28 protein-coding genes are annotated in these 25,257 nt (G+C 62.9%); 13 read left to right on the top strand and 15 right to left on the bottom strand.

Annotated elements, in window-relative coordinates; all coding sequences use genetic code 11:
* Nucleotides 1-36: 36 nt before the first annotated feature.
* The 5 genes from ACFUOZ_RS08850 to ACFUOZ_RS08830 form a co-directional block, all read right to left on the bottom strand.
* Nucleotides 37-597 carry a suppressor of fused domain protein gene (locus tag ACFUOZ_RS08850; protein ID WP_377546908.1) on the bottom strand — a complete coding sequence of 187 codons (561 nt, stop codon included), beginning with the start codon at nucleotides 595-597 and terminating at the stop codon, nucleotides 37-39.
* A gap of 186 nt (nucleotides 598-783) precedes the next feature.
* Nucleotides 784-1,098 carry a PASTA domain-containing protein gene (locus ACFUOZ_RS08845; RefSeq protein WP_377546905.1) on the bottom strand — a complete coding sequence of 105 codons (315 nt, stop codon included), beginning with the start codon at nucleotides 1,096-1,098 and terminating at the stop codon, nucleotides 784-786.
* 228 nt (nucleotides 1,099-1,326) lie between these two features.
* On the bottom strand, nucleotides 1,327-1,626 hold the full coding sequence (locus ACFUOZ_RS08840) for a hypothetical protein (protein WP_377546902.1): 300 nt from the start codon (nucleotides 1,624-1,626) through the stop codon (nucleotides 1,327-1,329).
* 80 nt (nucleotides 1,627-1,706) lie between these two features.
* The gene (locus ACFUOZ_RS08835; RefSeq protein ID WP_377546900.1) at nucleotides 1,707-2,009 is read right to left on the bottom strand and encodes a hypothetical protein; all 303 of its coding nucleotides are present in this window, start codon (nucleotides 2,007-2,009) and stop codon (nucleotides 1,707-1,709) included.
* Between the two features lie 131 nt (nucleotides 2,010-2,140).
* Entirely contained in the window at nucleotides 2,141-2,497 is a 357-nt protein-coding gene (locus ACFUOZ_RS08830) for a hypothetical protein (protein ID WP_377546898.1), read from the bottom strand.
* 226 nt (nucleotides 2,498-2,723) lie between these two features.
* On the opposite strand from ACFUOZ_RS08830, the gene ACFUOZ_RS08825 reads away from it, so the two are divergent.
* Nucleotides 2,724-3,680, top strand: a complete 957-nt coding sequence (locus ACFUOZ_RS08825) for a pentapeptide repeat-containing protein (RefSeq protein WP_377546896.1) — start codon at nucleotides 2,724-2,726, stop codon at nucleotides 3,678-3,680.
* A 206-nt stretch (nucleotides 3,681-3,886) separates the two neighbouring features.
* On the opposite strand, the gene ACFUOZ_RS08820 is transcribed toward ACFUOZ_RS08825, so the two are convergent.
* Nucleotides 3,887-4,420, bottom strand: a complete 534-nt coding sequence (locus ACFUOZ_RS08820) for a hypothetical protein (protein WP_377546894.1) — start codon at nucleotides 4,418-4,420, stop codon at nucleotides 3,887-3,889.
* A gap of 641 nt (nucleotides 4,421-5,061) precedes the next feature.
* Between ACFUOZ_RS08820 and ACFUOZ_RS08815 the strand changes: the two genes are divergently transcribed.
* Complete coding sequence (locus ACFUOZ_RS08815) at nucleotides 5,062-5,385, top strand: hypothetical protein (RefSeq protein WP_377546892.1); 324 nt, start codon at nucleotides 5,062-5,064, stop codon at nucleotides 5,383-5,385.
* Between the two features lie 25 nt (nucleotides 5,386-5,410).
* The gene (locus ACFUOZ_RS08810; protein WP_377546889.1) at nucleotides 5,411-5,962 is read left to right on the top strand and encodes a dihydrofolate reductase family protein; all 552 of its coding nucleotides are present in this window, start codon (nucleotides 5,411-5,413) and stop codon (nucleotides 5,960-5,962) included.
* 50 nt (nucleotides 5,963-6,012) lie between these two features.
* Here the strand turns inward: ACFUOZ_RS08810 and ACFUOZ_RS08805 are convergent, their stop codons facing one another.
* Nucleotides 6,013-6,966: a DUF5937 family protein gene (locus ACFUOZ_RS08805; protein ID WP_377546887.1), complete on the bottom strand. Its 954-nt coding sequence runs from the start codon at nucleotides 6,964-6,966 to the stop codon at nucleotides 6,013-6,015.
* A gap of 55 nt (nucleotides 6,967-7,021) precedes the next feature.
* Between ACFUOZ_RS08805 and ACFUOZ_RS08800 the strand changes: the two genes are divergently transcribed.
* Nucleotides 7,022-8,314: an MFS transporter gene (locus ACFUOZ_RS08800; protein WP_377546885.1), complete on the top strand. Its 1,293-nt coding sequence runs from the start codon at nucleotides 7,022-7,024 to the stop codon at nucleotides 8,312-8,314.
* Between the two features lie 408 nt (nucleotides 8,315-8,722).
* A complete protein-coding gene (locus ACFUOZ_RS08795; protein WP_377546882.1) occupies nucleotides 8,723-9,466 on the top strand; it encodes an MBL fold metallo-hydrolase in 744 nt (247 codons plus the stop codon).
* A gap of 4 nt (nucleotides 9,467-9,470) precedes the next feature.
* Here ACFUOZ_RS08795 and ACFUOZ_RS08790 read toward each other — a convergent pair whose 3' ends face one another.
* A complete protein-coding gene (locus ACFUOZ_RS08790) occupies nucleotides 9,471-9,914 on the bottom strand; it encodes a YdeI/OmpD-associated family protein (RefSeq protein WP_377546880.1) in 444 nt (147 codons plus the stop codon).
* 94 nt (nucleotides 9,915-10,008) lie between these two features.
* Here ACFUOZ_RS08790 and ACFUOZ_RS08785 point away from each other — a divergent pair, with 94 nt between their 5' ends.
* Complete coding sequence (locus ACFUOZ_RS08785) at nucleotides 10,009-10,260, top strand: DUF2630 family protein (RefSeq protein ID WP_377546878.1); 252 nt, start codon at nucleotides 10,009-10,011, stop codon at nucleotides 10,258-10,260.
* 15 nt (nucleotides 10,261-10,275) lie between these two features.
* Here ACFUOZ_RS08785 and ACFUOZ_RS08780 read toward each other — a convergent pair whose 3' ends face one another.
* Complete coding sequence (locus tag ACFUOZ_RS08780; RefSeq protein WP_377546876.1) at nucleotides 10,276-11,418, bottom strand: glycerate kinase; 1,143 nt, start codon at nucleotides 11,416-11,418, stop codon at nucleotides 10,276-10,278.
* A gap of 60 nt (nucleotides 11,419-11,478) precedes the next feature.
* Nucleotides 11,479-12,441, bottom strand: coding sequence for a D-2-hydroxyacid dehydrogenase family protein (locus tag ACFUOZ_RS08775; protein WP_377546873.1), 963 nt, complete (start codon nucleotides 12,439-12,441; stop codon nucleotides 11,479-11,481).
* A 152-nt stretch (nucleotides 12,442-12,593) separates the two neighbouring features.
* On the opposite strand from ACFUOZ_RS08775, the gene ACFUOZ_RS08770 reads away from it, so the two are divergent.
* On the top strand, nucleotides 12,594-14,420 hold the full coding sequence (locus ACFUOZ_RS08770; protein WP_377546871.1) for a glycoside hydrolase family 2 protein: 1,827 nt from the start codon (nucleotides 12,594-12,596) through the stop codon (nucleotides 14,418-14,420).
* A gap of 72 nt (nucleotides 14,421-14,492) precedes the next feature.
* Here ACFUOZ_RS08770 and ACFUOZ_RS08765 read toward each other — a convergent pair whose 3' ends face one another.
* Nucleotides 14,493-15,290: a glycerophosphodiester phosphodiesterase gene (locus ACFUOZ_RS08765; RefSeq protein WP_377546868.1), complete on the bottom strand. Its 798-nt coding sequence runs from the start codon at nucleotides 15,288-15,290 to the stop codon at nucleotides 14,493-14,495.
* Between the two features lie 13 nt (nucleotides 15,291-15,303).
* Complete coding sequence (locus ACFUOZ_RS08760) at nucleotides 15,304-15,573, bottom strand: hypothetical protein (protein ID WP_377546866.1); 270 nt, start codon at nucleotides 15,571-15,573, stop codon at nucleotides 15,304-15,306.
* A gap of 136 nt (nucleotides 15,574-15,709) precedes the next feature.
* On the opposite strand from ACFUOZ_RS08760, the gene ACFUOZ_RS08755 reads away from it, so the two are divergent.
* Together ACFUOZ_RS08755 and ACFUOZ_RS08750 are read left to right on the top strand one after the other, a co-directional pair.
* Nucleotides 15,710-16,561 carry an SDR family oxidoreductase gene (locus ACFUOZ_RS08755; protein WP_377546863.1) on the top strand — a complete coding sequence of 284 codons (852 nt, stop codon included), beginning with the start codon at nucleotides 15,710-15,712 and terminating at the stop codon, nucleotides 16,559-16,561.
* Nucleotides 16,558-17,454, top strand: coding sequence for a methyltransferase family protein (locus ACFUOZ_RS08750; RefSeq protein WP_377546861.1), 897 nt, complete (start codon nucleotides 16,558-16,560; stop codon nucleotides 17,452-17,454). The genes ACFUOZ_RS08755 and ACFUOZ_RS08750 overlap by 4 nt, the downstream gene beginning before the upstream one ends.
* On the opposite strand, the gene ACFUOZ_RS08745 is transcribed toward ACFUOZ_RS08750, so the two are convergent.
* The gene (locus ACFUOZ_RS08745; RefSeq protein WP_377546859.1) at nucleotides 17,451-18,260 is read right to left on the bottom strand and encodes an HAD family hydrolase; all 810 of its coding nucleotides are present in this window, start codon (nucleotides 18,258-18,260) and stop codon (nucleotides 17,451-17,453) included. The genes ACFUOZ_RS08750 and ACFUOZ_RS08745 overlap by 4 nt on opposite strands.
* Nucleotides 18,261-18,340: 80 nt before the next feature.
* On the opposite strand from ACFUOZ_RS08745, the gene ACFUOZ_RS08740 reads away from it, so the two are divergent.
* Nucleotides 18,341-19,402 (top strand): glutathione S-transferase family protein, encoded by a 1,062-nt coding sequence (locus tag ACFUOZ_RS08740; RefSeq protein ID WP_377546857.1) that lies wholly within the window; start codon nucleotides 18,341-18,343, stop codon nucleotides 19,400-19,402.
* A gap of 3 nt (nucleotides 19,403-19,405) precedes the next feature.
* Here ACFUOZ_RS08740 and ACFUOZ_RS08735 read toward each other — a convergent pair whose 3' ends face one another.
* Together ACFUOZ_RS08735 and ACFUOZ_RS08730 are read right to left on the bottom strand one after the other, a co-directional pair.
* Nucleotides 19,406-20,341, bottom strand: coding sequence for a carbohydrate kinase (locus ACFUOZ_RS08735; RefSeq protein ID WP_377546854.1), 936 nt, complete (start codon nucleotides 20,339-20,341; stop codon nucleotides 19,406-19,408).
* A 40-nt stretch (nucleotides 20,342-20,381) separates the two neighbouring features.
* Nucleotides 20,382-21,203, bottom strand: coding sequence for an alpha/beta hydrolase (locus ACFUOZ_RS08730; RefSeq protein WP_377546851.1), 822 nt, complete (start codon nucleotides 21,201-21,203; stop codon nucleotides 20,382-20,384).
* A gap of 106 nt (nucleotides 21,204-21,309) precedes the next feature.
* On the opposite strand from ACFUOZ_RS08730, the gene ACFUOZ_RS08725 reads away from it, so the two are divergent.
* The 3 genes from ACFUOZ_RS08725 (at nucleotide 21,310) to ACFUOZ_RS08715 (ending at nucleotide 25,076) form a co-directional block, all read left to right on the top strand.
* Complete coding sequence (locus ACFUOZ_RS08725) at nucleotides 21,310-22,416, top strand: GTP pyrophosphokinase family protein (RefSeq protein WP_377546848.1); 1,107 nt, start codon at nucleotides 21,310-21,312, stop codon at nucleotides 22,414-22,416.
* 24 nt (nucleotides 22,417-22,440) lie between these two features.
* Complete coding sequence (locus ACFUOZ_RS08720; protein ID WP_377546963.1) at nucleotides 22,441-23,937, top strand: SulP family inorganic anion transporter; 1,497 nt, start codon at nucleotides 22,441-22,443, stop codon at nucleotides 23,935-23,937.
* Nucleotides 23,938-24,089: 152 nt separating this feature from the next.
* A complete protein-coding gene (locus tag ACFUOZ_RS08715; RefSeq protein WP_377546846.1) occupies nucleotides 24,090-25,076 on the top strand; it encodes a bile acid:sodium symporter family protein in 987 nt (328 codons plus the stop codon).
* Nucleotides 25,077-25,257 lie beyond the last annotated feature (181 nt).

The raw sequence follows: 25,257 nt of genomic DNA, 5'->3' as shown, positions 1-25,257 counted from the left end.
TTCCTAAGAGGATCCTTCACTGCGACAATCTTGAACTTAGAACCTCGGGGCGTCAGGTCCACGCTCAGAATCCCAGAAAGGCACACGTCGCTCTTTCCAATGGGCCATCAGGGCATCCATCCCGTGACGGCGCTTGTATAGCAGTTCAGATTCATGCAGTGGCATGGCTTGGAGGAAGTGGACGTGCGACCCATCCGATAATTGGACTGTCGGAATTATCGCTTCCTGTTCACGGAGCAGGAACGCCATCATTTCTGTTCCAGGCCAGAGTGGACCGTCCGACGGAACGGTGTGTCCGTCCGCTATGGTGACGCCGTTCCTATGTCCGTAAAGCCCTAGTGCGGCGAACGGACTGGCCACTGCGTCTTGTCCAGGACGCAGGCCCAAGAGGAATTCCGCGCGATGATCTACCGTGCCCGGACTGTGGGAAGAAGCGCCAGCGGCGGCTCCTACGGTTACATACACGTCGACTCCTTCCCCTGTAGTTGCGGCATCCCATTTCCACACCTGGATGGAAAGCCCTTCAACTTCGAACCTGATTCGCTCTGCTGGCTCATCCCAGCGGGAGAGCAGATACGCTCCGACCGATTCGTACATTAAGTGGTGACCTCCATACAGCCACCATATGCCGCTTGGCTTAGAATTCATGCCCTCGGAGCGACTTCACAGCGCGTTACCCACTGTTGACCTAGATCCACTCCGACGCACACCAAAAGGGGTATATATAGGCTCCTGCTGCCTTACGGCTCTATGCCCGTGGAAGGATCCCTCACCGGACATCGCTCACTCGTCGTGCTGCGCCTCCGCATGACGCGTAAGTGAGGGGGGCGGCCCGCCCGGCTGCTCCGGCACGTCGCTTCGGGCTTGACCGTCCTGGATGAAGGTAATCCATATTTGGCTCCCCCGCTCAAGGACCGACCCGGCGGCCGGATCTTGGGCCGACACCCAGAACAGTCCTGGCCAGGTACGCGAACGGAGCCCCGGCCCGTCAGGGTCCCCGGCGGCTAGCCCAAACCCAATGTTCGCCGCAGTCTCTTGGGCAATGTGCACAGGCTGCCCAACCAGATCGGGAACAGTCAGCTTCTGATGTTTATCCATCTCTGTACTCCTTTGAGCCTGGCCAGCTATGAACGGTGAACCAACCTTCTTCCTTCACCAAAATTACCGCCGGTGGGTCAGCCGGGCCTGGCCAACCCGATTTCTTGGTTCCAACAGCGCGCTTTAGTTAGGCCAGCTGGATGCCCTTAGGAGGATCCCCTTACGGGTGTCATCGTCAGCCCGCCCGCCCGCCGTTCGGTCAGGCTTGGAACGCAGGGCGAGTAACTCTTACAGACAGCGGACGTCGTGCCTGTCCATTCCGATCAGGTCCAGGCCATCGGTGGTTTCTACGCCATGGGCAAACCGTACCAAGACAGAGTCGCCGTTCATGCGCTCGAACTCAGCCTCTATCCACAGTTCAAGCGGGAATGTCGACTCCGCGGTGATGTCGGCCTTGGCGAGGACGGGGACCTTTTCAACGATCCGATGAGTCCGACCCTCCGCGTCGACAACGTCGACCTCGATCCATCCCGGGAAGTGGTCGTCTGCCCATCGCATCGCATTAGCCCGAACGATCACATGTGTCACACCGCAATTGTTCCATTGGATCCAGCGGGGTGAGGAAAACAGGGTTGCGCGTTGAGGGATCCCTTACCGGACGCTTTCGCTTAGCTCACCAGCTTGTGGCCAGTAGCTCGCAGAACGTCCCCTAACCAAACGAGAGCATAAGAAATGGCTCGATCGGGATCTGCCGCGACCCTTCTGATGTTGTCCAGGGATTCTGTGAGCTGACCAATGGTGAGTTCGGTCGGCTGGTCATAGACGTCGTAGATCGCATCGGGTGGGATCGACCAGAAATAGTCCACACCCACGTCTATGGTCGAGCCATGACGTTCCTCGACGTGTCGCATCAGGACATCGAACACCTCCCGCAATTCTCGGGTTGTGAAACTCGTTGGATGGTCGGTCATTGAGGTCCTTCGTTCATCCACAAATCTTCGGCGAGCTGTGAGTCTTTTGATCGAACAAGCATGACACCAATCGTCCTCGACCATGATGTGAGCTCGTATTGCCCGTTGAAGGATCCTTCACCGGGCGCGGGCTAGAGGTCAGCAGCGGCGCCGTGCGATGTGAGGATCGTGCCGTCCGAGGCCAGTGCCACGCGGATGGATGCAGCGTGGAGAGCGATTGTGCCGAGGTCGCCTTCAACGGTGTAGTGGTTTCCCTCGATAAGTAGTGAGTCGATATTGCCGTAGTCAACTGCGCCGTCAGGGTCACACGAAGGCCGGGAACTGAGCTGACCCGTCCAGGTCAAATCTGTTACACCATCGAACACCAGCACCCCATTGCGGTAGCAGTATTGCTCTCCGGGGCGTGCCGGGGAATAAGAGGGGTGTTCCTCGGTCAGTACGAACTCCGCGGTGATGACAAGCTGCCCTCGGCTTGCATTGATGTCCATTATCCAGCTGTCTTCCAGGTAGAAGCCCCTAAGAACTTCATGCTCAAAGTACTTTCCCAACGCCAGCCCTCCCTACCCGCCATGTCCGATGAATCGCACTGCCCGGTCAACTGTAGCGCTGGGAGCAAAGCAGAGCACACGTAAAGCGATCCTTTACCGGCCGCGATCTCGGACCGGTCTTCAAATATCGGACCAGGGGACGGACAGGAATACGCTAGCTCACACGATGACTATGAAAGCACTCCAACAACGGTGGAAAACAGCAGACGGTCGAGCTCTGGCCGGAGAGGTGCTTCGATTCCTCCACGGTATGAGCAGCGCTTTACCCGTGGATGTCGGGGTCCACGACGGACGACACGACCTAAGAGGGCTGGCGCTGCCCGCCCCGCCGTTTGGCCCCACTCTTACCATGGGTGGTAGCACTGCCACCGTAATGTCCGGCATGCATGAATTTCGTGCGGCTCGCTGGCAGGATCTCGACCTGAGCTACGCCAAGCTATCGAATCTCCGTTTCTTCGGCTCAGCGATCACTGGTTGTCTTTTCGACAAAGCGGTTTGTGCTGACTGGCGGCTGTGGGACAGCGAAGTCAAGGACAGCTCGTTTGCCAAAGCCGGGCTGCGAGACGCCGCCCTGGGGACTTGGCAGGAAGGGGGTACGGGCAACGCATGGCGGAACATCAATTTTGACGGGGCGGACCTGCGGGGACTTCTAGCGTCTGGATGCTTGATGGAGCACTGCTCCTTCAAGAGCACCAAGTTGAAAGGTGCTGAGTTCCTTCAGGCGACAATTCAGTATTGCGAGTTCACCGGAGTACTCCAGGATGTTCTCTTTGACGGGCGGGCGATCCCGGGGCATGCCGAACCCGGTGTCTTACTCGACATTGATTTCACCGGCGCTACTTTCCGCGACGTTGAGTTCCGCGGATGCCATTTTCAGGGCGTAAAACTGCCGGATGGTATTGACCTAGTGCCCAATTTCCCGAGAGTTGCACGGCGGGTGCTTGAACTTCTGGGAAATGATGAGTCCGTGGAAGCTCGCATGCTTAGGGCTGTGTCCGAACTCGCACTGAAGTTGCCCGGCGATGATACGTCCGTGGGGATCTTCAACCGAGCAGACTATCTCAGTTGGGGCGGTGAGCCACTCGCAGCCCTGGCTGAGAGCCTGATCCGCCAAGCGCGTTAGGGAGCATGCGGCGACCGTCCGAGAGTAACGTGCCTTGTGGCGTCTATTCTGACCTGGCCATTCGCGGAACAGACGCCTGTAAGCCGGTGGTCTCCGGTCGTTCCAAGCGCCCATTAGGGGATCCCTCACCATTGGGTCTGGGCGCTGGGCGGCAGTCCACTCCGGCAGTTTCCTTATAGCCCGGAGCCAATGAGGCGCCCTGGAGCCTACACGCACACCCAGCAGTAGAGCCCTTGCCCGGAAGCTTTGGATCGTCGGGCTAACCCGGCCAAATCCTTTAGGAAGTCGGCAAGTAGCGCCGGATCAGCTGCGTTCCAGAACTCTTCAGTCTTCGACCAGGGGATCGCCACCTGCTCAAGGGCGCCCTCGGAAGCGGTGGACAGCGCGGTGGAAAGGGGCTCCGTCAGGGTCAGTACAAGACGCTGCCCACCATCCCGATCCGCGAGGGCTTGCCCGCTCCGTGGATCGTCCATGACATCGTCAAAGGACCGTCCGGTGAGCAGCTCTTCCAGTGTTCCCAGCTGCACAACGGGATCAATACCGTTACCGGACACCGTGTCGAATACGGCCGCTTCCTGGTAGGTCACGGCCGCCGGTGGGCGTTTACGGCCGAAGATGCCTCGCCTGGGTTCGGCTGGCGGAGCGATCGTCGCCTGGGATCCGGGACCGACGACACGATCGATCACCGAGGCTGCCTCCTCATCGGATGCAGCAGAGAAGTAGTCAAAAAGAACACCCATGATCGACATTCTCCACTACGTGAGGACGCCACGGCTAAGCCGGGCCAGCAACGAAACACGAACCAGGTACGCCTCTTGATGAACTACAGTCATCGTCTTTGAGTCACCGCCCGTAAGCCGGTCCCCCACTGGCCGCCGCTACCTTGCGCCAAACGCCCCCGCGGTTTCAGGACTACTGCATTCCCGTAAGACCCGCTCGCAAAAATGCCCGGTGATGGTGCCCTAAACGCTACACAGTTTTCTGTCCACTTCCTTGGAACCGGATCACCACGGTGGGACACTTCCCACTCGCGGATTCAGTCGCTGGCGGCACTCCGAACATAGCGTGATGCCGCGCCGAACCCTTGGAGGCATCCTCCAACGTGCTTGTTGTGCAGACGGCTGTGGGCACTCATTCAGGCACAATCGAGGGCCGATGAAATCCACAGCGTCCACGTAACATTGCAGTCCAACATCCCCTGCAAATGGCTGTCACAAAGACAACTTCCGGGACAGTTGGATTTCTGGCCCAAGGTGCTCACATCGACGCGTGAGAAAACAGTGGCTGGCGCCCACCGCCGACGCCACCCTCGCCGTCGTAATGTTGCGCACGTCACATGTGGCACATACGCTGGGGGACGCTGCAGCGTGGCAGCAACCTGATGAAAGGCAGCACATTGACCAGCGAGAAGCTCTCCGTAGTTGTTCGAGTCGACGTTGACGGCGAACAGATCCAGATTGCCGCAACCGGTCACGTCACCACCTCAAGCGTGCAGGGCCTCTACCCGGTGGTGCAGCGAACCAAGAGCCTTGGCGGCGGCCTGAACGTCGAAATGGACCTTTCCGAAGCCACCGTTGACACGGACGCCCTCGGCGAGCTTCAGGTCTACGCTGAACTCTTCGAATTTCCCGTCCGCCTGAACACCGAACCGAGCAACGTCACTGAACTGCCGTCCCGTCGTCGCCTGGCAACCGCCGCGGCCTAAAGGAGAGCGGCCTAAAGGAGAACCGATGCGCAAGGTAACCGCCGGCCTGTTCCACTCCGTTGATGGCGTGGTCCAGGACCCGTTCAAGTTCCAGTTCGACAGCTTCGACGAGGACTTGGGCAAGGGCCTGACCAAGATGATCAACACCGTGGATACCGTGGTGCTGGGCCGGGTCAGCTATCAGGAGTGGGCCAGCTACTGGCCGAACGCAACCCAGGACGATGAGTTCGCCGCTTTCATCAATCCTGTCGAGAAGTTCGTCGCCTCGCGCACTTTGTCCGAGCCTCTGGAATGGAACAACTCGCAGCTGATCAAGGGCGACGTGGAGCAATTCGTCACCGGGCTCAAGAACCGCGACGGCGGCGAAATCGCCGTATGCGGAAGCATCTCATTGGTCCGCCAACTGCTGTTCGCAGGGATTCTGGATGAGCTGACCTTGATGACCCACCCCGTGATCGCCGGGACAGGCCGCCGGCTTTTCGCGGACGGAGACCCCCTGAACCGGCTGCTCCTGAAGGACCAGTACGCCACCAGCCAGGGCAACGTCGTCAGCACTTACAGCCTCCGCGAGGACTGAAAAACGCCCGACGGCGGGTCCCGCCAGAGGCGCGCGACTCGCCGCATTGCTCACCCAAGCAGCAACGCGGCACCCAGCTCGCTCCGAAAGTAGAGCACGCTGTGGCCGTAGCGCGTGGACGTCACGAGCCCGGCATTCCGGAGCACCCTGAGATGTTGATTGACTGCGGACGTGGTCACGCCAAAGCGCACCCCAAGCTCGGTGGATGAGGCAGGCGCAGCGAGCGCCGTCAGCAGGCTGGTCCGGACCTCGCCGAGCACCGCCACAACAGCGGCAGGGCTTCTGACTCGCTCCGCCTCCCACATCGCTCCCTGACCGCGGGCCGGGTACATCAGCATCGGCGGGTCACCGTGGTTCACGGGAGCAGAGGCCCTGCGGGTGAACATGGTGGGTACGAGGGTCAGCCCCGAGCCATCAGTCTTCTCGGTTCGCGACGCAGGGTTCTTCAACCGCACGGATATGACCCGGCCGTCGAATTCCACAGCGCCTGACAATTCATTGAGCATGGTGAACAGCCCGCCCTGGGCGAGTTGCCGCCCGCGATGGACGATGTCTGCTTCCAGGATGGTGCGCATGCGCAGCCAGTGCGGTGCGAAGCACGTTTCCCAAAAGTCCTGGAGGATCTGCACGAGGCGCCGGATCGCCGGGCCAACGGGGCCGGCAAAGACTGCGGGCACTTCACCATGCACCCGGATCAGGTCACCATGGAACTGTTCGGCCGACATTCCCTCCAATGCCGCGAACTCGTCGTCGATCCTGGTGAGAGGGGACTGAGGCCGGGGGTTCAGGAAGTCAGGCGTCCAGAGCCGGTGGTCAACCAGGGCCAGCAGACCGTCCAGATCCAAACGGGAACGGGCTTCCTCCGTGCGGCGCAACCACGGCAACTGAAGCGGGTACTGGCTGGGATCACGGATGGCCCTCAGGGAGAGCCCCAGTTCACACATAGGCGAGATGCCGAAGCGCACACCGCCCAGGTCGGCGCCGGACAATACGTACTTCAACATGAAGCACAACGCTACATCAATACCGGTCGTCCTCGGCGGATGGCAGAACTAGGGGGTGACCAAAACTCCGGCAGACACCATTACCCCTCCCCGGCACGGCCTCCGCGCCGCCCTTTCCGATCCCAGCCTTAAGATCCTCGCTTCGGCCATTCTGGTCTCCACGGTGGGTCGCGGCATCTTCCTCACCCTGACGGTTCTGTACTTCAGCCGCTTCGTCGGACTGAGCGCCGTGGAAATCGCCGTCATCCTCTCTGTTTCCAGCGGGGTCGGCGTCGCTACGTCCTACATTGGCGGCCGGCTTGCGGACCACTTGTCCGCACGCCGACTGCTGGTAGTGATGGTTGCCATCGAAGGTCTCGCGATCGCAAGCTATACATTCGCCGGGAACTTCGGCACCGCCGTCGTGATTGCCTGCATCACGGTAGGCATGGACCGCGCCGCGAACGCCGCGCGCTCAGCGATCATCGCGCGGGCCTTCGAAGGCCCCAACCGCGTCAATGCCCGTGCAGTCCTCCGCACCATCACCAACCTTGGCATCGCGACGGGTGGCATGATCGCCGGACTGGCGTTGCTGGCCGGGACGGCCGACGCGTTCCGCGTGCTGATGATCAGCGCCGGCGTCGTCTATGTCCTCAGCGCCCTGCACCTCCGCCGCCTTCCCAGCCGCGTCGACGCGCCGCGACACGACCCCGCCAACCGTGCGCCTAAGCGGGGCATCTCCCCCTTCAAGGATCGCCGCTACGTTCTGTTGACGGTGCTGTCCGGTATTTTCGGCATGCAGTTCGGACTCGCCGAGATGGGCGTTCCGCTGTGGATTTCCCAGTACACCAGCGCGCCGGACGTGCTGATATCCGTGGTCCTCGTCATCAACACCGTGTGCGTCGTCCTGCTGCAGGTGCCTCTCTCCCGCGGCACAGACCACCCCGCCCGGGCAGGGAAGATCGTAATGACTGGCGGGGTGCTCATGGCCGCGGCTTGCACCCTCTACGCACTAGCGGGCGGCGTACCGGTGGTCGCCGCCATCATTCTCCTATGCGGTGGCGCGCTCCTGCACTCGTTGGCGGAAATCCTTTCGCAAGCGGGGGCGTGGGGCCTCAGCTTCGAACTCGCCAATCCCCTCCAGGCCGGCGCTTATCAGGGAATGTTCGGCATGGGATCCGCCTTGGGGGCCATGCTCGCGCCTCTCGTGGTGACTGCCACCGTCGTCGAACGTGGCACGCTGGGTTGGGCGATCCTGGGGGCAGTTTTTGTTGCCTCGGCGGCGGGCGTAGCGCTTATCGCGCGGAAAGCCACGACGACGGCGGTACTCGCCGAACGACGTCGACGCGGCGATCAAAGCGCCCGCTGAGGATAGGAGGCAGTTCGAGTCACCCGGGAAGGGTGTGTGGCCGGCTCGAGGGGGGTCTGCTTACGGGCCGGCCACACTGTCCGCTCGGGCAAGCGGACGGGCGCACCTCCGGGCCGCCAAAAACGCCGGCCCGGACTTATTGCGCCGTGACCGGCCGAGGAGGGGGTCTCAACACCTCATAGGCCGTGGCTGCTGTTCTGCATCCGGAGTGCGCTCTGCAACCTGTCACTACTAAGTAGTGGCGCGAGTCCGGAGAACGTGTCGTGGTCCTCGATATTTTCTTCGAAGTATTTTCTTTGAAGCACGCGACGACCCCCCGGCACCCGGCCCTTGCCCCAAAATAATAAGCATGCTTATGGTAGTCGTGGCAGTGACCCTCAACGGATCCAACCAGGAAGGGAAACAACCATGGCAATGACCGAGGTGGCTGACGGTGTTTATCGCTTCTCCGACGCCTACGTGAACTTCTACGTGGTGGAAGGCCGCGAAGGACTCACCCTGGTGGACTCCGGGTTGCCCGCCATGTGGGGACCCGTGAAAGATTCGCTTAAAGCCCTGGGTCACTCGATGCAGGACATCCGGGCCCTGGTGCTCACGCACGGCCACTTCGACCACTTGGGCCTCGCCCGGCGGCTGCACCAGGAGCTGGGCATTCCGGTGTGGATCCACACCGAAGACGCCTACATTGCCAAGCACCCCTACCGCTACAGGCACGAACGCTCACGGTTCGTCTTCGCCCTGACCCACCCAAGAGGACTCCCGGTCCTTGCCGGCATGACGCGCGCCGGAGCCCTCAGGGTCAAAGGCGTCGAAGAAGTCCGCTACTTCCCCGGCACCGGGGCCCTTCCTGTTCCCGGAAGCCCGGAGATCACCTTCTCCCCCGGCCACACCAGCGGACACTGCGGACTTTTCCTCCGCGAGCGCGGCATTCTCTTCAGTGGCGACGCGCTGGTCACCCTCGATCCGTACACCCAGCGAACGGGACCGAGAATCGTGGCGGGGGCAGCAACGGCGGACAGCGCACTCAATCTCGCGTCGCTGAAACAGCTCGCACAAACCCGCGCGGGCTTGGTTCTCCCCGGCCATGGCGAGCCGTGGAACCGGGGCATAGAGGAGGCCGTGGCCATTGCCAGGGCGAACGGCCCCGCCTGAGATGCTACTTTTTTCCAGCCTTCAAATCAGAGACAACCTTGGCGATGCGTCGTGCCCGGGTCTCCTCGGCCTTGGCGTCCCCGATGGGCTCAACGTAGCGCCGTTGGGCACTGTAATTGAGCGTCCCATAGAAGGCTTTGGCCTCCGGCTCGGCATCCAGGGCCGCGGCGAGGTCGGCCGGCACCTCGACGACGCGCGGCTCAGTGTCGACCTCCAGGCCCACCTCCACGGTGTCGCCCGCTGCAACGCCGGTGAGCTCGCGGTTGGCAGCACTGACGCCCACCATGTATTTTCCGCCCATCACCGCGATGCTGCTCCGATAGCTTCGGTCGTTAATGGTCACCACCACTGGCGGCTTCTTTCCAGCCCCGAGCGCATCCACCACGTGGGAAGGAACTTCGATGCCGGCCTTGCTGCCATCGCCCACGATGGTGGTTGTGAATTCCATGACCCAAGTATGCCGTCGCCCACCAGTAGACGCACCCCATCGGCAGGACTAGGTTTCATATAACGCCCCGGAGCCCAACCCAAGGAGAGAAACCATGGACGAGCAGGATCTTCTGGAACGAATTCAAGCACTGGTGGAAGAGGAGCACCGACTCCGTGACGCGCCTTTGGACGACGAAAGCATGGGAGACAACAGCGACAACCGTGCGCGCCTGGCCCACCTGGAAGCGCAGCTGGACCAGTGCTGGGACCTGCTCCGCCAGCGGCGCGCCAAGAAGGACGCCGGAGAAAACCCCGACGAGGCGGAGGCCCGCCCCATCAGCGAAGTAGAGGGCTACAGGCAGTAGCCCAGGGGGAAATGGTTAGGCGCCCTCAAGTACTTGGCTGGTAGCCCACGCCAGGTACTTGGCGGCGTTGGCTACAGCGTCGGCCACATCCGGGACGCCGTTCCTGCGCTGAGCGACATCCAGCAACTGCGCCGCGGCCACAATCCCGTGCTTCGCCAGCTCTTCCGGAGTCACCGTGATGCGTCCGGCCACTGCGACCACGGGGATGCCGTGCACGCTCGCGGCGTCGGCCAATGCGATCGGCGCCTTCCCGGTGAGCGACTGCTCATCCATGGACCCCTCGCCGGTGATCACCAAATCTGCTTCGCTCAAGTGTGAAGCGAGCCCTGTCAGTCCCGCCACCAGCGCGAAGCCGCCCTCCAGCACCGCATCCGTAAAGGCAAGGAACGACGCCGGGAACCCGCCCGCCGCTCCAGCGCCCGGAACGTTGACATCACGGCCGCTCGCTTCCCGAAGGAGCGATGCCCAGTTGCGCAGACCGGCGTCGAGCTTTTCGACGGCGTCCGCGTCCGCGCCTTTCTGCGGGCCGAAAACGTGGGCCGCGCCGTCCGCCCCGTACAGCGGGTTTTGCACGTCGACGGCGATGCGGAACTTCACGGCCGACAGCCGCGGATCGAGCTCGGAAACGTCCAAAGCTACGACGTCGGCCAAGGAACCTCCGCCGAGGGGCACCACATTCCCGGCCGAATCAAGGGGCTTGAGCCCTAAGGCGCGCAAGGCCCCGCTGCCGCCGTCGGACATTGCGGAGCCGCCCACGCCGAGCACGATCTCGGTGGCGCCGGCCTCCAGGGCCGCGGCGATGAGCTGGCCGCAACCGTAGCTGTGCGCGCGCAGGGCGTTCTCCGGGGTTGGCTCCATGTGCGCCAGTCCGGAAGCCATGGCAGTTTCGATAACGGCCGTAGCTCCGCCGAAAGAGTTTTTCCGGATCGCCCACGATGCACCCACCGGCTTGAGGATGGGTCCGACAACGGCGTTGTTCCGTTCCTCGTAGCCGGCAGAAATTGCGGCGTCCAAGGTGCCTTCACCGCCGTCGGCAACAGGGAACTGCGTGGTCACGGCATCCGGATAGACACGGAGCGCGCCTTCGGCCATGGCTGATGCGGCTTCGGCGGCGGTCAGGGATCCCTTGAACTTGTCCGGGGCGATGAGGATACGCATGGATCCATCTTGCCAGCTTTCTTCGGAAAGCGCTTGCCCGCGCAGCAATCCGCGCGAGTATTACCCGCCGAGGACGCGCACAGGCTCCCCGGCCAGCCAGGCCTTCACGTCCTCGAAAGCCTCGCCGTAGAACTTCCGGTAGCTTTCGTGCGTCACGTATCCGACGTGCGGCGTGAGCACCGTCCGCGGAGCGTGCAGCAGCGCATGACCGGCGGGGAGGGGCTCTTCCTCGAAGACGTCCAGGGCTGCACCGCGAATCCAACCTTCCTCGAGCGCGCGGATCAGGGCCCCCTCGTCAACCAAGGGACCCCTGGCTGTATTGACCAGCAGCCCGTCGGGGCCCAACAGCCGCAGCTCCTCCGAGCCTACGATTCCCTCGGTTCGTTCGGACAGCCGGAGATGCAGCGTCACGATGTCCGACTCGCTGAACAGTTCTTCCTTGCTGACCAAACGGGCACCCGCGGCCTCAGCATCGTCGGCCGTGAGGTTTTGGCTCCAGGCCAGCACGTCCATGCCGAACGCTGCGGCATACCCGGCGATGCGCTTGCCGATCTTGCCAAGGCCCACGATCCCGAGCGTCTTGCCTTCAAGTTCGAATCCGACGCCGGTCTGCCACTCCCCCGCGCGCAGCGAGTTCTCCTCCACAGGCAGGTTCCGCGCGAAAGCCAGCAGCAAGGCCCAGGTCAGCTCCGGCGCCGCGGCCGGTGATCCTCCTGTCCCGCACACCACAATTCCCCGCTCCGAGGCCGCCTCGAGATCGATCGCCGCATTGGCCATGCCGGTGGTCACCAGCAGCTTCAGGTCAGGCAATGAATCGAGGACACTCTGGGGAAACCGGGTTCGCTCGCGCATCGCCACGATGATGTCGAACGGCGTCAAAGCGGCCACAGCTTGCTCTTCCGAGACGAAAGGTGCGCTGAAAACAGTGACCTTCACGCCGTCGTCGAGCAGTGACTCCCACGGCGCGTAATCGCCGGAAACCTGCTGGTAGTCATCAAGAATGGCCAAACGGTACTCGGTCACGGGAATCTCCTCAGCTCGCATGCTGGACGCGTAGGTCCAGCCTCTCACGTCATGCATCTTTGACCGAGTGAATTCCGCCCAGCTATCGCATCAGGAAGAGAAAGATTCTAACGTTGTAAAGAACAGCCAGTTCCCGCGTCGAAGGAGACATCTTGACCGATTCACCGATCCCCAAGCCCGAGCACCCCCGCCCGCAGCTGCTCCGCGACACGTGGCTCAACCTGAACGGCACCTGGGATTTTGAGATCGACGCCGGGGACTCCGGTTTGGAGCGAGGACTCACCAACCGCGAACTGAACAGCCGGATCCTGGTTCCGTTCGCCCCCGAATCGGCCCTTTCGGGCGTCGAGCACGTGGACTTCATGGAAGCCGTTTGGTACCGCCGCACGGTGACCATTCCACAGGACTGGGCAGGGCTGAAAGTCCTCCTGCATTTCGGAGCAGTCGACCACGATGCCACGGTGTGGGTCAACGGCATCGAGGTAGCCCGGCACCGGGGTGGCTTTACTCCGTTCACAGCAGACCTCAGCGACGTCACCGAACCCGGAACGGACGCCGTCGTGGTGGTGCGGGCCCGCGACTCCCGGCACGACATGCAGGCCAGGGGCAAGCAGGCCACCTGGTACAACAACACCCATTGCCAGTACACGCGCACCACGGGGATCTGGCAGACGGTGTGGCTGGAGGCCGTCCCGGAGATCTACATCAAACGTCTGCGCGTGACTCCCAACCTTGCCGATTCCAGCCTGACCATCGAGGTGCCCCTTTCACGCAACCACCAGGGCCACACAGTGACGGCAACCCTTCGGACCGACTCAGACACAGTGGCCGAAGCCGAGGCCAGAGCAGACCTGGACCTGTCGCCCTCGCTGCGCCTGGGCATACCGGCGGACCAGCTTCGGCCATGGTCCCCCGAAGACCCGTTCCTCTACGACCTGGACGTAGCCATTAAGGACGCCAACGGCGACACCGTGGACAGGGTCACCAGCTACACCGCGATCCGCTCTGTGGCCTTGGACGGCAAAGTAGTCCGCATCAACGGCAAGGCAGTCTTCCAGCGGCTCGTCCTCGACCAGGGCTACTGGCCCGAATCCCTCATGACCTCCCCCGACGACTCTGCCCTGATCAAGGACATCGAGCTGTCCATGGCTGCCGGGTTCAATGGCGCCCGGCTGCACCAGAAGGTCTTCGAGGAGCGCTTCCTATTCCACGCGGACCGGCTTGGCTACCTCGTGTGGGGCGAATTCGGAGATTGGGGCGTCTCCGGCGGCGGCACGATAGGCCACAATCAAAAGCCCACCGCGAGCTTCGTGGCCCAATGGCTGGAGGTTCTGCAGCGCGACTACAACCACCCCAGCATCATCGGCTGGTGCCCGCTCAACGAGACCCATCAACACCTCCACGACCGGATCACCGTCCTGGACGACGTCACCCAGGCCATGTTCCTCGCCACCAAGCTCGCCGATCCCACGCGTCCGGTGATCGACGCCTCGGGCTACTCGCACAGGGTCCGGGACACCGACATCTACGATTCCCATTCCTATGAACAGGATCCGGAGAAGTTCCGGCTGGAACAGGAAGGCCTTGCCGAGGGCAAACCATTCCTCAACCGGGCGCACGACGGCGTTGACTACTCCGTCCCTTACAACGGCCAGCCCTTCTTCGTCTCGGAATTCGGTGGCATCTGGTGGAACGAGGCCGAAGCCAGGCAGGCAGCGGAAGCCGCAGGCACCGACGTCGAAAGCTCCTGGGGCTACGGCCAGCGGGTGGCCAGTGAGGAAGAGTTCTACGAGCGGTTCGAGGGCCTCTGCAACGTCCTGCTGGATAACCCGGACATGTTTGGTTACTGCTACACGCAGCTGACGGACGTGTTCCAGGAGAAGAACGGCATCTTCAACTTCGACCGCAGCGACAAGTTCGACCTCGAAAGGATCCGGGCCGTCCAGCAGCGGCAAGCCGCCATCGAATCCCGAGAGTAGCCCCCGCCGAGGTGGCATTTGATGACAATGTTTGTGCGTGGGACTGTCATCAAATGCCAACTCGCGGGGAGGTCAGACCCATTCGCCCCGCCGGAGCAGCACTTCTTTGAGCAGGTCCAGCCGGTCCGACACGATCCCGTCGACGCCGAGGTCCAAAAGCCGGTCCATTTCGGCGGGATCGTTGATGGTCCAGACGTGCACTTGCTTGTTCAGTCGGTGTGCGCGCCGGATGAACCCAGCGGTCACCACCGGCAAACGGCCGTAGCGGACCGGTACTTGGAAAACGTCGACGCCGGTGAGCAGCCTGCGTGCCAAACGTTGCGGCAGCACGGGGCCAAGGAGGACAAACAGCGCGGTCAATGAGCTGCCGGCTGAGGATGCGACGCGGCCCGAGAGCTTGGACAGGACAGCCCGACGACGCCTGTCCGAGAAGCTGGTGACCAGGACGCGGTCATGGATTCCATGTTTTTCGATGGCCGCGGCCAGCGGGCCCACGGAGTTCCAGTCCTTGACGTCGAGATTCAGCCGGGCTTCCGGAAAAGCCGCCACCAGCTCGTCAAACGTGGGCACCGGTTCCACCCCGCCGATCCTCGCACGGGCCACCTCTGCGGCGCCAAGCTCGGAAATCCTCCCAGCCGAGTCCGTAACCCGATCCAACGAGGAGTCATGGAAGACCAGCAGGACACCATCGGACGTTGTGTGCACGTCGGTTTCCAGGTGCACTGTTCCCAATTCCACGGCAGCACTGAACGCAGCCATGGAGTTCTCCAGTCCCTCCCGGGAAAACCCGCGATGAGCGAAGGCCAAAGGGCCCACCGAGCCGTCTTTGCGGAGGAAATAGGGCAGCGTCACCCCCGTAGCGTAGCCCATCGCGAAGGTGCGGCTAGAGCTCCTGCCGGGCCGCCGCCGTCGTCTGCGGAACGATCGCCACACCGTCGCTGACGTGGACCAACGTGCGGCCGCGACCGCCGTCGAGCTCCACCCAGACTGCGGTGGCATCGCCGGTGACGGCGTCCACCACGCCAGCCGATTCATATCCGGATATTAGCGTGACACTGACGCGATCGCCGCGGCGCAGCGAGCGCCAGTGGTGATCGGGTTCCACGCGCCGCAAGGGCGCTGTGTTGAAGTCGTTGATCCGACGCTTAGCCATGATTCCCCCTGCAAATTCAGTCCAACAGATGAGCCGTGCGAACGGGCCTTGGCTGGAAGCCTACGGCCGCAAGTTGAACGCCGGTTGTATGGAGGCTGGGAACTCGGTGACACCCAAGGACTGACAAACTAGGGACATGACTGTGTTGATTGCCGGCTGCGGCGACCTCGGAACCGAAGTGGGGCTGCGCTTCGCGGCCGCTGGGCACCAGGTGGTGGGCTTGCGACGCTCGCCTGAAAAGCTCCCGCCGGAGATCCAAGGCATCCGCGCGGATCTCTCCGGGCATGTCCCGGAATTGCCTGCCGACGTGGACATTGTGGTCATAGCAGTGGCAGCTGATGCCTCGACGGAAGAGGCCTACCGGGCGGCCTACCTGAATGGCGTGAAGAACGTGCTGGATGCCCTGGACCGTCAGTCGATCAAGCCAGGGCGCATCCTGTTCGTCTCCTCCACCGCCGTGTACAAGGACTCCGGCGGGGCAGTCGTGGACGAGTCGACGCCTACCGAACCCACGCGGTTCAGCGGCAAAGTCTTGCTGGAGGCGGAGGAGTTGCTGTTCGCACGGACTGCCGGCACCCGCGCCATCTCTGTGCGGCTCGGCGGCATCTACGGCCCCGGCCGCACCCGCCTGATCGACCAAGTGCGCAGCGGCAAGGCCACTATTCCTGCACAGCCCAAACACACCAACCGCATCCACCGTGACGACGCCGCGGCCATGATCGTCCACCTCGCACTCATGGAGCAACAGCCCGAAGCCGTGTATCTGGGTGTCGATGACGACCCCGCCGAATACGGCGACGTCCTGCGCTTCCTCGCGGCCGAGCTGCAGTTGCCGGAGCCTCCCGTAGGCCCGGCATCCGACGGCGGTGCAGGCGACAAACGCTGTTCGAACCGGCGGCTGAGGTCCACCGACTTCACGTTCACATTCCCCAGCTACAAGGAAGGGTACCGGGCGATCCTGGCCGGGGAGGGTGTTCGCCACCCATGAAAGCCACTCTTTGGGGGAGGGCCTATTTTGCCGGGCAGGCAGCGGCGGGTGCTGCATGGTGGCTTGGGGTGTTCCTTTTGCCGCCCGTCCGGGAGGCCACTCTTGGGCAGCTGAACCCCGTGGCTGTGGCCATCTTCGATGTGCCGCTGTTTGTTGTGGCTTCGGCCCTGGCTGCCTTCGGTTTCCGGTCTGCAGCCGTGGTGGCTACTGCGTGGACCGGGCTTGTCACGTTGGCTTTGGCTGTCTTCGCCACCATCACCACGCAGGCCGGCTGGGGAGTCCTGGCGATGGCGGCGGCAGCAGCCTGCTCGGTGGCCGCCCTTTGCCTGGTTCTCCTGGGCCGGATACCTACTGAGTGGGTTCTGCGCGGCCCCTTCGCCTTCCGCCCCGCCGCCCAGCGAGCCACCTCAGGGCATGTGGCTGCGACGTTCCGTCAGCTGATCCTCTTCTGGGGCCTGTTCCTGGGAGTGATCCCCCTGGCCGTCCATGCGCTGGAAGATCGCTGGGGCCTCTCCTTCCCGCTGCCCACTCTGGTTCCCGGCATTGTCTTGCTGCTGCTCGCCAGCGCCCTGGGCATCTACTCGGCCACAGCCATGTCCACCAAGGGGAACGGGACGCCCTTGCCGTCGGCAATGCCCAACACCCTGGTCATTGCCGGCCCCTACCGCTGGGTCCGGAATCCCATGGCCCTTGCAGGCATCCTGCAGGGCGCCGCCGTCGGCCTGATGCTGGGTTCGTGGCTGGTGGTGGCGTACGCAGTGGCTGGCTCACTCGTGTGGAATTACGCGGTCAGGCCTCTGGAGGAGGCAGACCTCAGGCTTCGATTCGGCGCCGAGTTCGAACGCTACTGCCAACGGGTCCGCTGCTGGATACCCCGGCTCGGTGCCGGCTAGACCCGCTGCTCGGTGAGTTTCGCTTCGAGAACCTGGGCCACGCCGTCGTCGTCGAAGTGCGGAGCCTGCTGCCCGGCGGCGAGGATCGCTTCCGGGTGCCCGCTCGCCATGGCGTAACCGTGGCCGGCCCAGCGGAGCATCTCGATGTCGTTGGGCATGTCCCCGAACGCAACCACGTCCCCCGCGTCGATTCCCAGCGACTCGGCGTACTTGGCAAGGGTGACTGCCTTGTTGATGCCCGGGACGGACATTTCCAACATTGCTGTCTTCGGAGCTGAGTGCGTTGTGGAAACCAGGTGGGCCACCGCCGGCTGCACCTCGGCGAGGAATTCGTCCGGCGTACCCTGGCGGGTAATCGCCAGGAACTTTACGACGGCGTCATCCGCAGTGAGCGTCTCGGCCAACGGTTTAGGGGTGAACTCGGCGAGCAATTCGCTGGTTTCGTTCTCGATGAAACCAGGCTCCAGCTGGAAACCGGTCAGGGTTTCGACGGCGAACAACGCGTCCGGCCTGATGGACTTGATGATCCGGCGGGCTTCAAAGACGGACTCCGCGTCCAGAACGCACGAGGACAGGGCCTTCTCTGTTTCGAGATCCCACACCACGGCCCCGTTGGAACAGATGACGATCCCGCTGTGTCCCAGTTGCTCCTGGAGGGGGTAAAGCCAACGCGGCGGACGGCCCGTGACAAAGACGAGTTCCACCCCTGCTTCGCGGCATGCTTGGAACGCCTTGATGGTCCGGTCACTGATTTTTCCGTCGTGACCGAGGATGGTGCCGTCAATATCGCTTGCTACGAGCCGCATCATGCCAGTCTACGTTGGCGGGAAAGGACGGATGCCCTGGCCTCTCTCTCGTGGCTGGGACCAGGGCATAGGCTGGGTTGATGAGTGAGAAGACCAGCACAGTCGAAGAACACAGCACCCGGGGTGCCTACGTCACAGGCGGCGAGTTCAACCGGGACACCAACTACATCGAAGACCGGATCACCCGCGATGGTGCCACCGGGCCAAACGGGGAACCCGGCTGGCCTGTGGAGCCCGGACGGTACCGGTTGATCGCCGCCCGCGCCTGCCCATGGGCCAACCGCACAGTGATCGTTCGGCGGCTTCTGGGATTGGAAGACGTCATCAGCCTCGGGCAACCCGGCCCTACGCACGATGCCCGCTCCTGGACCTTTGACCTTGATCCTGACGGCAAAGACCCTGTCCTGGGGATCGAGCGTCTCCAGGAAGCGTTCTTCCGCCGCTTCCCGGACTATCCCCGCGGCATTACTGTCCCGGCAATCGTCGATGTCCCCAGTGGAGAAGTAGTGACCAACAACTTCCCACAGATTACTCTCGACTTCTCAACGGAGTGGACAGAATTCCACCGGCCCGGAGCGCCGAACCTGTACCCGGAACATCTTCGTGGAGAGATCGACCAAGTCAACAGGCGCGTCTTCACCGAGGTCAACAACGGCGTCTACAGATGCGGATTCGCAGGATCACAGGAAGCGTACGACGCCGCCTACACCCGCCTTTGGAACGCGCTGGATTGGCTCGAGGATCGGCTCTCCAAGCAGCGCTTCTTGGTGGGCGACACCATCACCGAAGCCGACGTCCGGCTTTTCACCACACTGGCCCGTTTCGACGCCGTTTATCACGGGCACTTCAAGTGCAACCGGAACAAACTCAGCGAAATGCCTGCTCTGTGGGGCTACGCCAGGGACCTGTTCCAGACACCCGGCTTCGGCGACACCATCGACTTTGTGCAGATCAAACAGCACTACTACATCGTGCATGAGGACATCAATCCAACACAGATTGTCCCTGCAGGCCCGGATCTTTCAGGCTGGCTGACCCCTCACGGACGCGAATCCCTGGGTGGGCGGCCATTCGGCGACGGCACTCCGCCGGGACCGGTCAAGGCAGGCGAAGAAGTAGCTCCGGGGCACGGAGCAGGCTAGGCGCTAAGCCGGTCCGTGGTTGAGCTCGGCCCGCGTTGGCGGGTTGGCTCCGGCGCGGGACACGGTGATGGCGGCCGCGCGGGTGGCGTGATCCATGATCGCCCCGAGTGTTTCAGCCGGCATGGCGCGCAGTTCCTCACGGTTCTGTGCGCCATCCAGCCCGTGATCCACGATCGCGGACAACAGCCCCGCCATGAACGAATCACCCGCCCCCACGGTGTCCACAACGTCCACTGATGGAGCCGGGACCTGGGTCTCCCCTGCACGGGTAATACCCCACGGGCCGAGCGAACCACGCGTGACCACCACCAACGCCGGACCGCCTTCACCGCCCAGCGTCAACCAGCGACGGGCGGAGTCCGTCGGGTCTACGCCGGGATACAGCCACTCAAGGTCCTCGTCGGAGGCCTTGACGACGTCGGACAGGGCCACGAAGCGCTCGGCCTGCGTCCGCGCATACTCAACATCCGTGATGATGCTTGGACGGCAGTTTGGGTCAAAGCTGATGGTGCTGTTCGGGTGGGCATGCTCGACGGCGGCAAGAACCTCGGCAGCGCCCGGCTCCAGGAAGGTGGCAATGGAGCCTGTGTGCAGCAAAGTGGCAGCCTGCAGCATGAGGGGCAGCCGGCCCGCGAGTCCGGGCAGTTCCCAGGTGAGGTCGAACGCGTAGGTGGCGGCGCCGTCGTCGTCTATCCGGGCGGTGGCCACGCTGGTTGGCTTGTCATCCGGAGGGAGCGGAACCATCACGGAACTGGACCGCAGGTGCGCCGCCACGGAGTCGCCGTAGGCATCCTTGCCGAAGCGGCCGATGAACTGGACCGGGTGGTCCAACCTGGCCAAACCGACGGCAACATTGAGCGGACTGCCGCCAACATGCGCCTCGATTCCAGAGGTGCGTTGGACAACGTCTACCAGGGCCTCGCCAATGACTGTCAGCATGGGACAACTCTGCCAGAGGAGGAGTGCCGTGGCCCAACAATTACGAGAGCATTCGCTGCACCAATTCCCGGCACTTCTTGTAGGCAACGGCCTTGGGATCGATGAGGTCGAAGTGGTCGCCCGGAACCCGCAGCAGCTGGGCCGAACTTCCCGCTGCCGTAGCTGCCGCGACGAAGGCCTCGGACTGGCTCGCGGGAACGTCCTCGTCTTCCGTGGCGTGCACGGCATATACGGGAACGTCTATCGGCAGAAGGCTCATGGGATCGGCGTATTTATGCCGTTTGGGGAATCTGGCGGAATCGCCCCCCATGAGGTTACACACCGCGCCGTTGCTCAGGTTCAGCTTCTCTGCGGCCGCAAGGTTGAGGAGGCCGGACTGGCTCACGACCCCCGTCAGGTGCACTGCGTTGTCCTCGGGCGAGCGCACAAGCTGGCGGTCGGCGTCGGGCGTTCCGATGGCCGAAAGCCGCTGCCTGCCCGCCGCCCAGACCGCCAGGTGTCCACCGGCGGAGTGGCCCAGAGCCACTACTTTGTCGAGCTTGAGGTCATGGTCCGGGGCTATCTGGGATAGGTGGTCGATGCCGGCCAGAATGTCCTCAAAGGTATGCGGCCATCCGCCGCCGTTCCCGGCCCGCCGGTATTCAAGGTTCCAAGCGGTGATTCCGTGCGCTGCGAGGTCCCGCGCCAGGGGCTCGCCGAGCTCGGCGCCATACTGCGAACGCCAGTAGCCGCCATGGATCACGACGGCGATTCCTCCGGCCGTAGCGGATGCGCCGCGATGGTTTCCGTTGTTCGGTTCAGGTATGAAGAGTTCGCCCCACTGACTGGGGTGTTCGCCGTAGCTGTACTTGTGCCGCAACATTGCGCCCTCCTTTGTACTGAGCCTATCGCGACGGTTCCGGGGTTTGGCTAGAGGCACCCCGGTGATTGGCCGGTTCAGTGTCGCACCCGCCCCGTAAGCTGGGGGCATGGCAAGCAATTGGGACAGCCTGGACCAGGCTCAGCGGGATGCAGTGGATGCGAATGTGGCCCTCTATGAGCGCGTCCGCCCTGCGCTGAAGCGGGTCACGCGCGATGTCCTGCTGACGCTGCGGGACATGCTGAACGACGCCGAGGTCACGCCTTTGTTTGTCACAGGCCGGACCAAGACCGTTGAGTCATTCCGCGAAAAAATTTCCCGCACGGATGATCCTCTTGAACCGGGCGGGCCCCGCGTGCTCAAGTTCCCGGATCCCTTCCGCACCCTGAACGACATGGTGGGTATCCGCGTCATCACCAAGCTGCCGGCGGAGAACGCCGCGGTAGCCAACATCATCAAGCGCCAGCGGCAACTCTTCGATTGCCGTGGCGACCGCGAGAAGGACATCGGTTCCATCGAGTCCGGGACCTACGGCTACTCCAGCAGGCACCTCATCCTGCGAACCATCCAGAATGAAACCGTGAAGGAGTACCAGCACGTCTTCAACCCGGACATGCCGGCCAACGGCAGTTACTTCTTCGAGTGCCAGATCCGCACGGTCTTCGCCCACGCCTGGAGCGAGATCGAGCATGACATCCGCTTCAAGGCCGAAGATCCACGTGCTTGGACGCCACATTTCGACCGCCAATTCACAGCGACGGCGGCCATGTTGGAGACCGTTGAGAGCGCCTTCGCTGACCTTCACGAACGCTACGAGGAAGTCCGCAGCTACTGGGACGTGGAGGGAGAGGGCGGCTCACCCCTGACTCCCAACCGGGTCCGTGACGTCTGGCGTACGCTCCTGCCGCACGTTGACCGTAAAGTTGATGACGACTGGGGATGGGCTGCCGAGCTCCTTGCCGCCCACGGACTCACCAAGACCGTGGAACTGGCCGGGCTTCTCAGCGCCAACCGGATCACCGAGGTCCGCAAGGCCCTCGACCACCGGTACTCCCCCGGTCCCGACCGCCTCCTGGACGACCTCTTGCTGTGGCAGTACGGAACCGAACACATTGACCTCACCGCTGAGGCGCCCGACGTCGTTCCGCACCCGCGGCGCGACAGCCTCCAGCGGCGTCTTAAGCAGATTGAGCGTTACCGCCAGACTGCACTGTAAGGACCCATGACACCGGCACCATCCATGACCCCTGAGCAACTCATGTCACTCCGGGCGACCTTCCGATCGCCCCGCCGCCTGTTGACTGAATCACTCGCGGGCCTCGTGGTGGCGCTGGCCTTGATCCCGGAGGCCATCGCGTTCTCCGTGATTGCCGGGGTTGATCCGCGGATCGGTCTGTTCGCGTCCTTCACCATGGGCGTGGTGACCGCTCTTGTGGGCGGACGCCCAGCCATGATCTCGGCAGCAACCGGTGCCGTGGCCCTGGTGATCGCTCCGGTGATGAAGGAGCACGGCCTCGACTACCTGATCGCGACGATCATCCTCGCCGGCGTTTTCCAGATCATCCTCGCCGCGCTGGGGGTCACCCGTCTGATGCGCTTCATCCCGCGGTCCGTGATGATCGGCTTCGTGAACGCGCTGGCCATTTTGGTGTTCATGTCCCAGATGCCTGAGCTCTTCAACGTTCCGTGGATGGTCTATCCGATTGTTGCAGTGGGTTTGGCGATCGTCTTTCTGCTGCCCCGGGTCACTAAGGCTGTTCCCGCTCCCTTGGTGGCCATCGTGCTCCTCACATTGTTCACCGCGCTGGGTGGGATTGACGTTCCCACGGTCAGCGACAAAGGCGAGCTTCCGGACAGCCTTCCTGGCTTGTTTCTTCCCAATGTTCCGCTGAACCTGGAGACGTTCCAGATCATTGCGCCATTTGCGTTGTCGATGGCGCTGGTGGGGCTGCTCGAGTCACTCATGACTGCCAAGCTGGTGGATGACATCACGGACACACGCTCCAACAAGACGCGCGTTTCATGGGGCCAGGGAGCTGCGAACATCGTCACAGGATTCCTGGGTGGTCTGGGCGGCTGCGCGGTGATTGGGCAGACGATGATCAACGTGAAGGGTTCCGGTGCCCGGAGCCGGCTCTCGACGTTCCTGGCCGGCGTGTTCCTGCTGATCCTGGTGGTGGTGCTGGGCGATGTTGTGGGAATGATCCCCATGGCTGCACTGGTTGCAGTGATGATCTTCGTTTCGCTCATCACTTTTGACTGGCACTCCGTCCGCCCCTCAACCCTGAGGCGCCTGCCCAAGTCCGAGACCGCCGTCATGATCCTGACTGTTGCCGCTGTGGTGGCGACTCACAATCTTGCGGTGGGGGTCGGCGTCGGGGTCTTGGCCGCGAGCGTGCTGTTTGCCCGTCGGGTGGCTCATTTTGTCACCGTGGAAAGGACTGAGCTCGAACTCAACGGCGAGACCGTGGCGACGTACACGGTGGATGGCGAACTTTTCTTCGCCTCCTCCAACGACCTCTACACGCAGTTCGACTATGCGAAAGATTCCTCAGAAGGCATAGATCGCGTGGTCATCGATCTTCATGGCTCGCATATCTGGGACGCGTCCTCGGTTTCTGTGCTGGATTCGGTGACCGAGAAGTACAGGAACCACGGTCGCGAAGTGGAGTTCATCGGCCTGAACGAGGCGAGCATCCGCATGCGTGAGCGCCTGGCGGGCAAGCTCAACCCCTGACCCAACTAGGTAACAGCAGATGCTCCAATGACCCCTCAATGGAGCGTTTATCGTCACCTAGTTGGGCGGGCATAGGACGGATGTCTGACATATACCTGATTGCGGATGTAACGAAGTCGTTCTTGGCAGAGGGCTGGTGTGAGCATGGATGAATGCTCGAGGCAACCAATTCCCAGTCCGAAACCACATCCCCGGAAAATCCTGCCCTCGCCGCGGAGGCCAAGATTGCCCGGATCGCCGTCACGATCTTCCCTCTTTTGGTGGTTCTGGCTGGCGTCTTGGGATTCCTCATCCCGGATCTGTTCAAGCCGATGGGTGTTGCGGTTCCCTACCTGCTGGGCATCATCATGTTCTGCATGGGGCTCACGCTGACCCCTCCGGACTTCGCCTCCGTGGCCCGGCGTCCCTGGGCGGTGGCTCTGGGCATCGTGGCGCACTACGTCATCATGCCCGGTGCCGGGTGGCTGATCGCTGTTTTGCTGCAATTGCCACCCGAGCTGGCCGTGGGCCTGATCCTGGTTGGTTGCGCGCCGTCCGGCACGGCCTCCAACGTGATGGCATTCCTCGCCAAGGGCGACGTTGCATTGTCTGTGGCCGTCGCTTCCGTGTCCACGCTGATCGCACCCTTGGTGACGCCCGCACTGACACTGTTCCTGGCGGGATCGTTCCTGAACATCGACGCCGGAGCCATGGTTCTGGACATCGTCAAGACCGTGCTGCTTCCCGTGATCGCCGGCCTGCTCGCGAGGCTGTTCCTCTCGAAGCTCGTCGCGAAGGTGCTTCCGGCACTGCCGTGGGCGTCCGCCGTCGTGATTTCGCTGATCGTTGCGATCGTCGTGGCGGGCAGCGCCAGCAAGATTGTTGCTGCGGGCGGCATCGTGTTCCTTGCCGTGGTCCTTCATAACGGCTTCGGCCTGGGCCTCGGCTACCTGGCCGGCAAACTTGGCCGGTTGGACGACAAGGCCCGCCGTGCCCTGGCGTTCGAGGTCGGTATGCAGAACTCCGGCTTGGCCGCGACGCTGGCCACCGCGCACTTTGGCGCACTTGCCGCGCTCCCGTCCGCCGTGTTCTCGCTGTGGCACAACATTTCCGGTGCGATCGTCGCAGCGTGGTTGGCGCGGAGGCCACTGACGGACTAGGCGCTGTTCAGGGCGCTTAAGGGTTGAGGGCCCGGGAAGTGTGTGCTGGTTCCTGTGGTCGTTCGGGGTGACAACGTCCGCACGGCGCCGTGGCTGGAACAGAATCCTGTTGCAGTAAGCCCCCTCATAGCGCCCCTCTCCGTGCGGGTATACGTACATCGCACCAAGGAGGACCATAGCG

The organism is Paenarthrobacter sp. NPDC057355, assembly GCF_042667405.1.
In the GTDB taxonomy this organism is placed as follows: domain Bacteria; phylum Actinomycetota; class Actinomycetes; order Actinomycetales; family Micrococcaceae; genus Arthrobacter.
The sequence above is the reverse complement of the archived record's forward strand: the minus strand, read 5'-3'. Positions and strand labels throughout refer to the sequence as shown.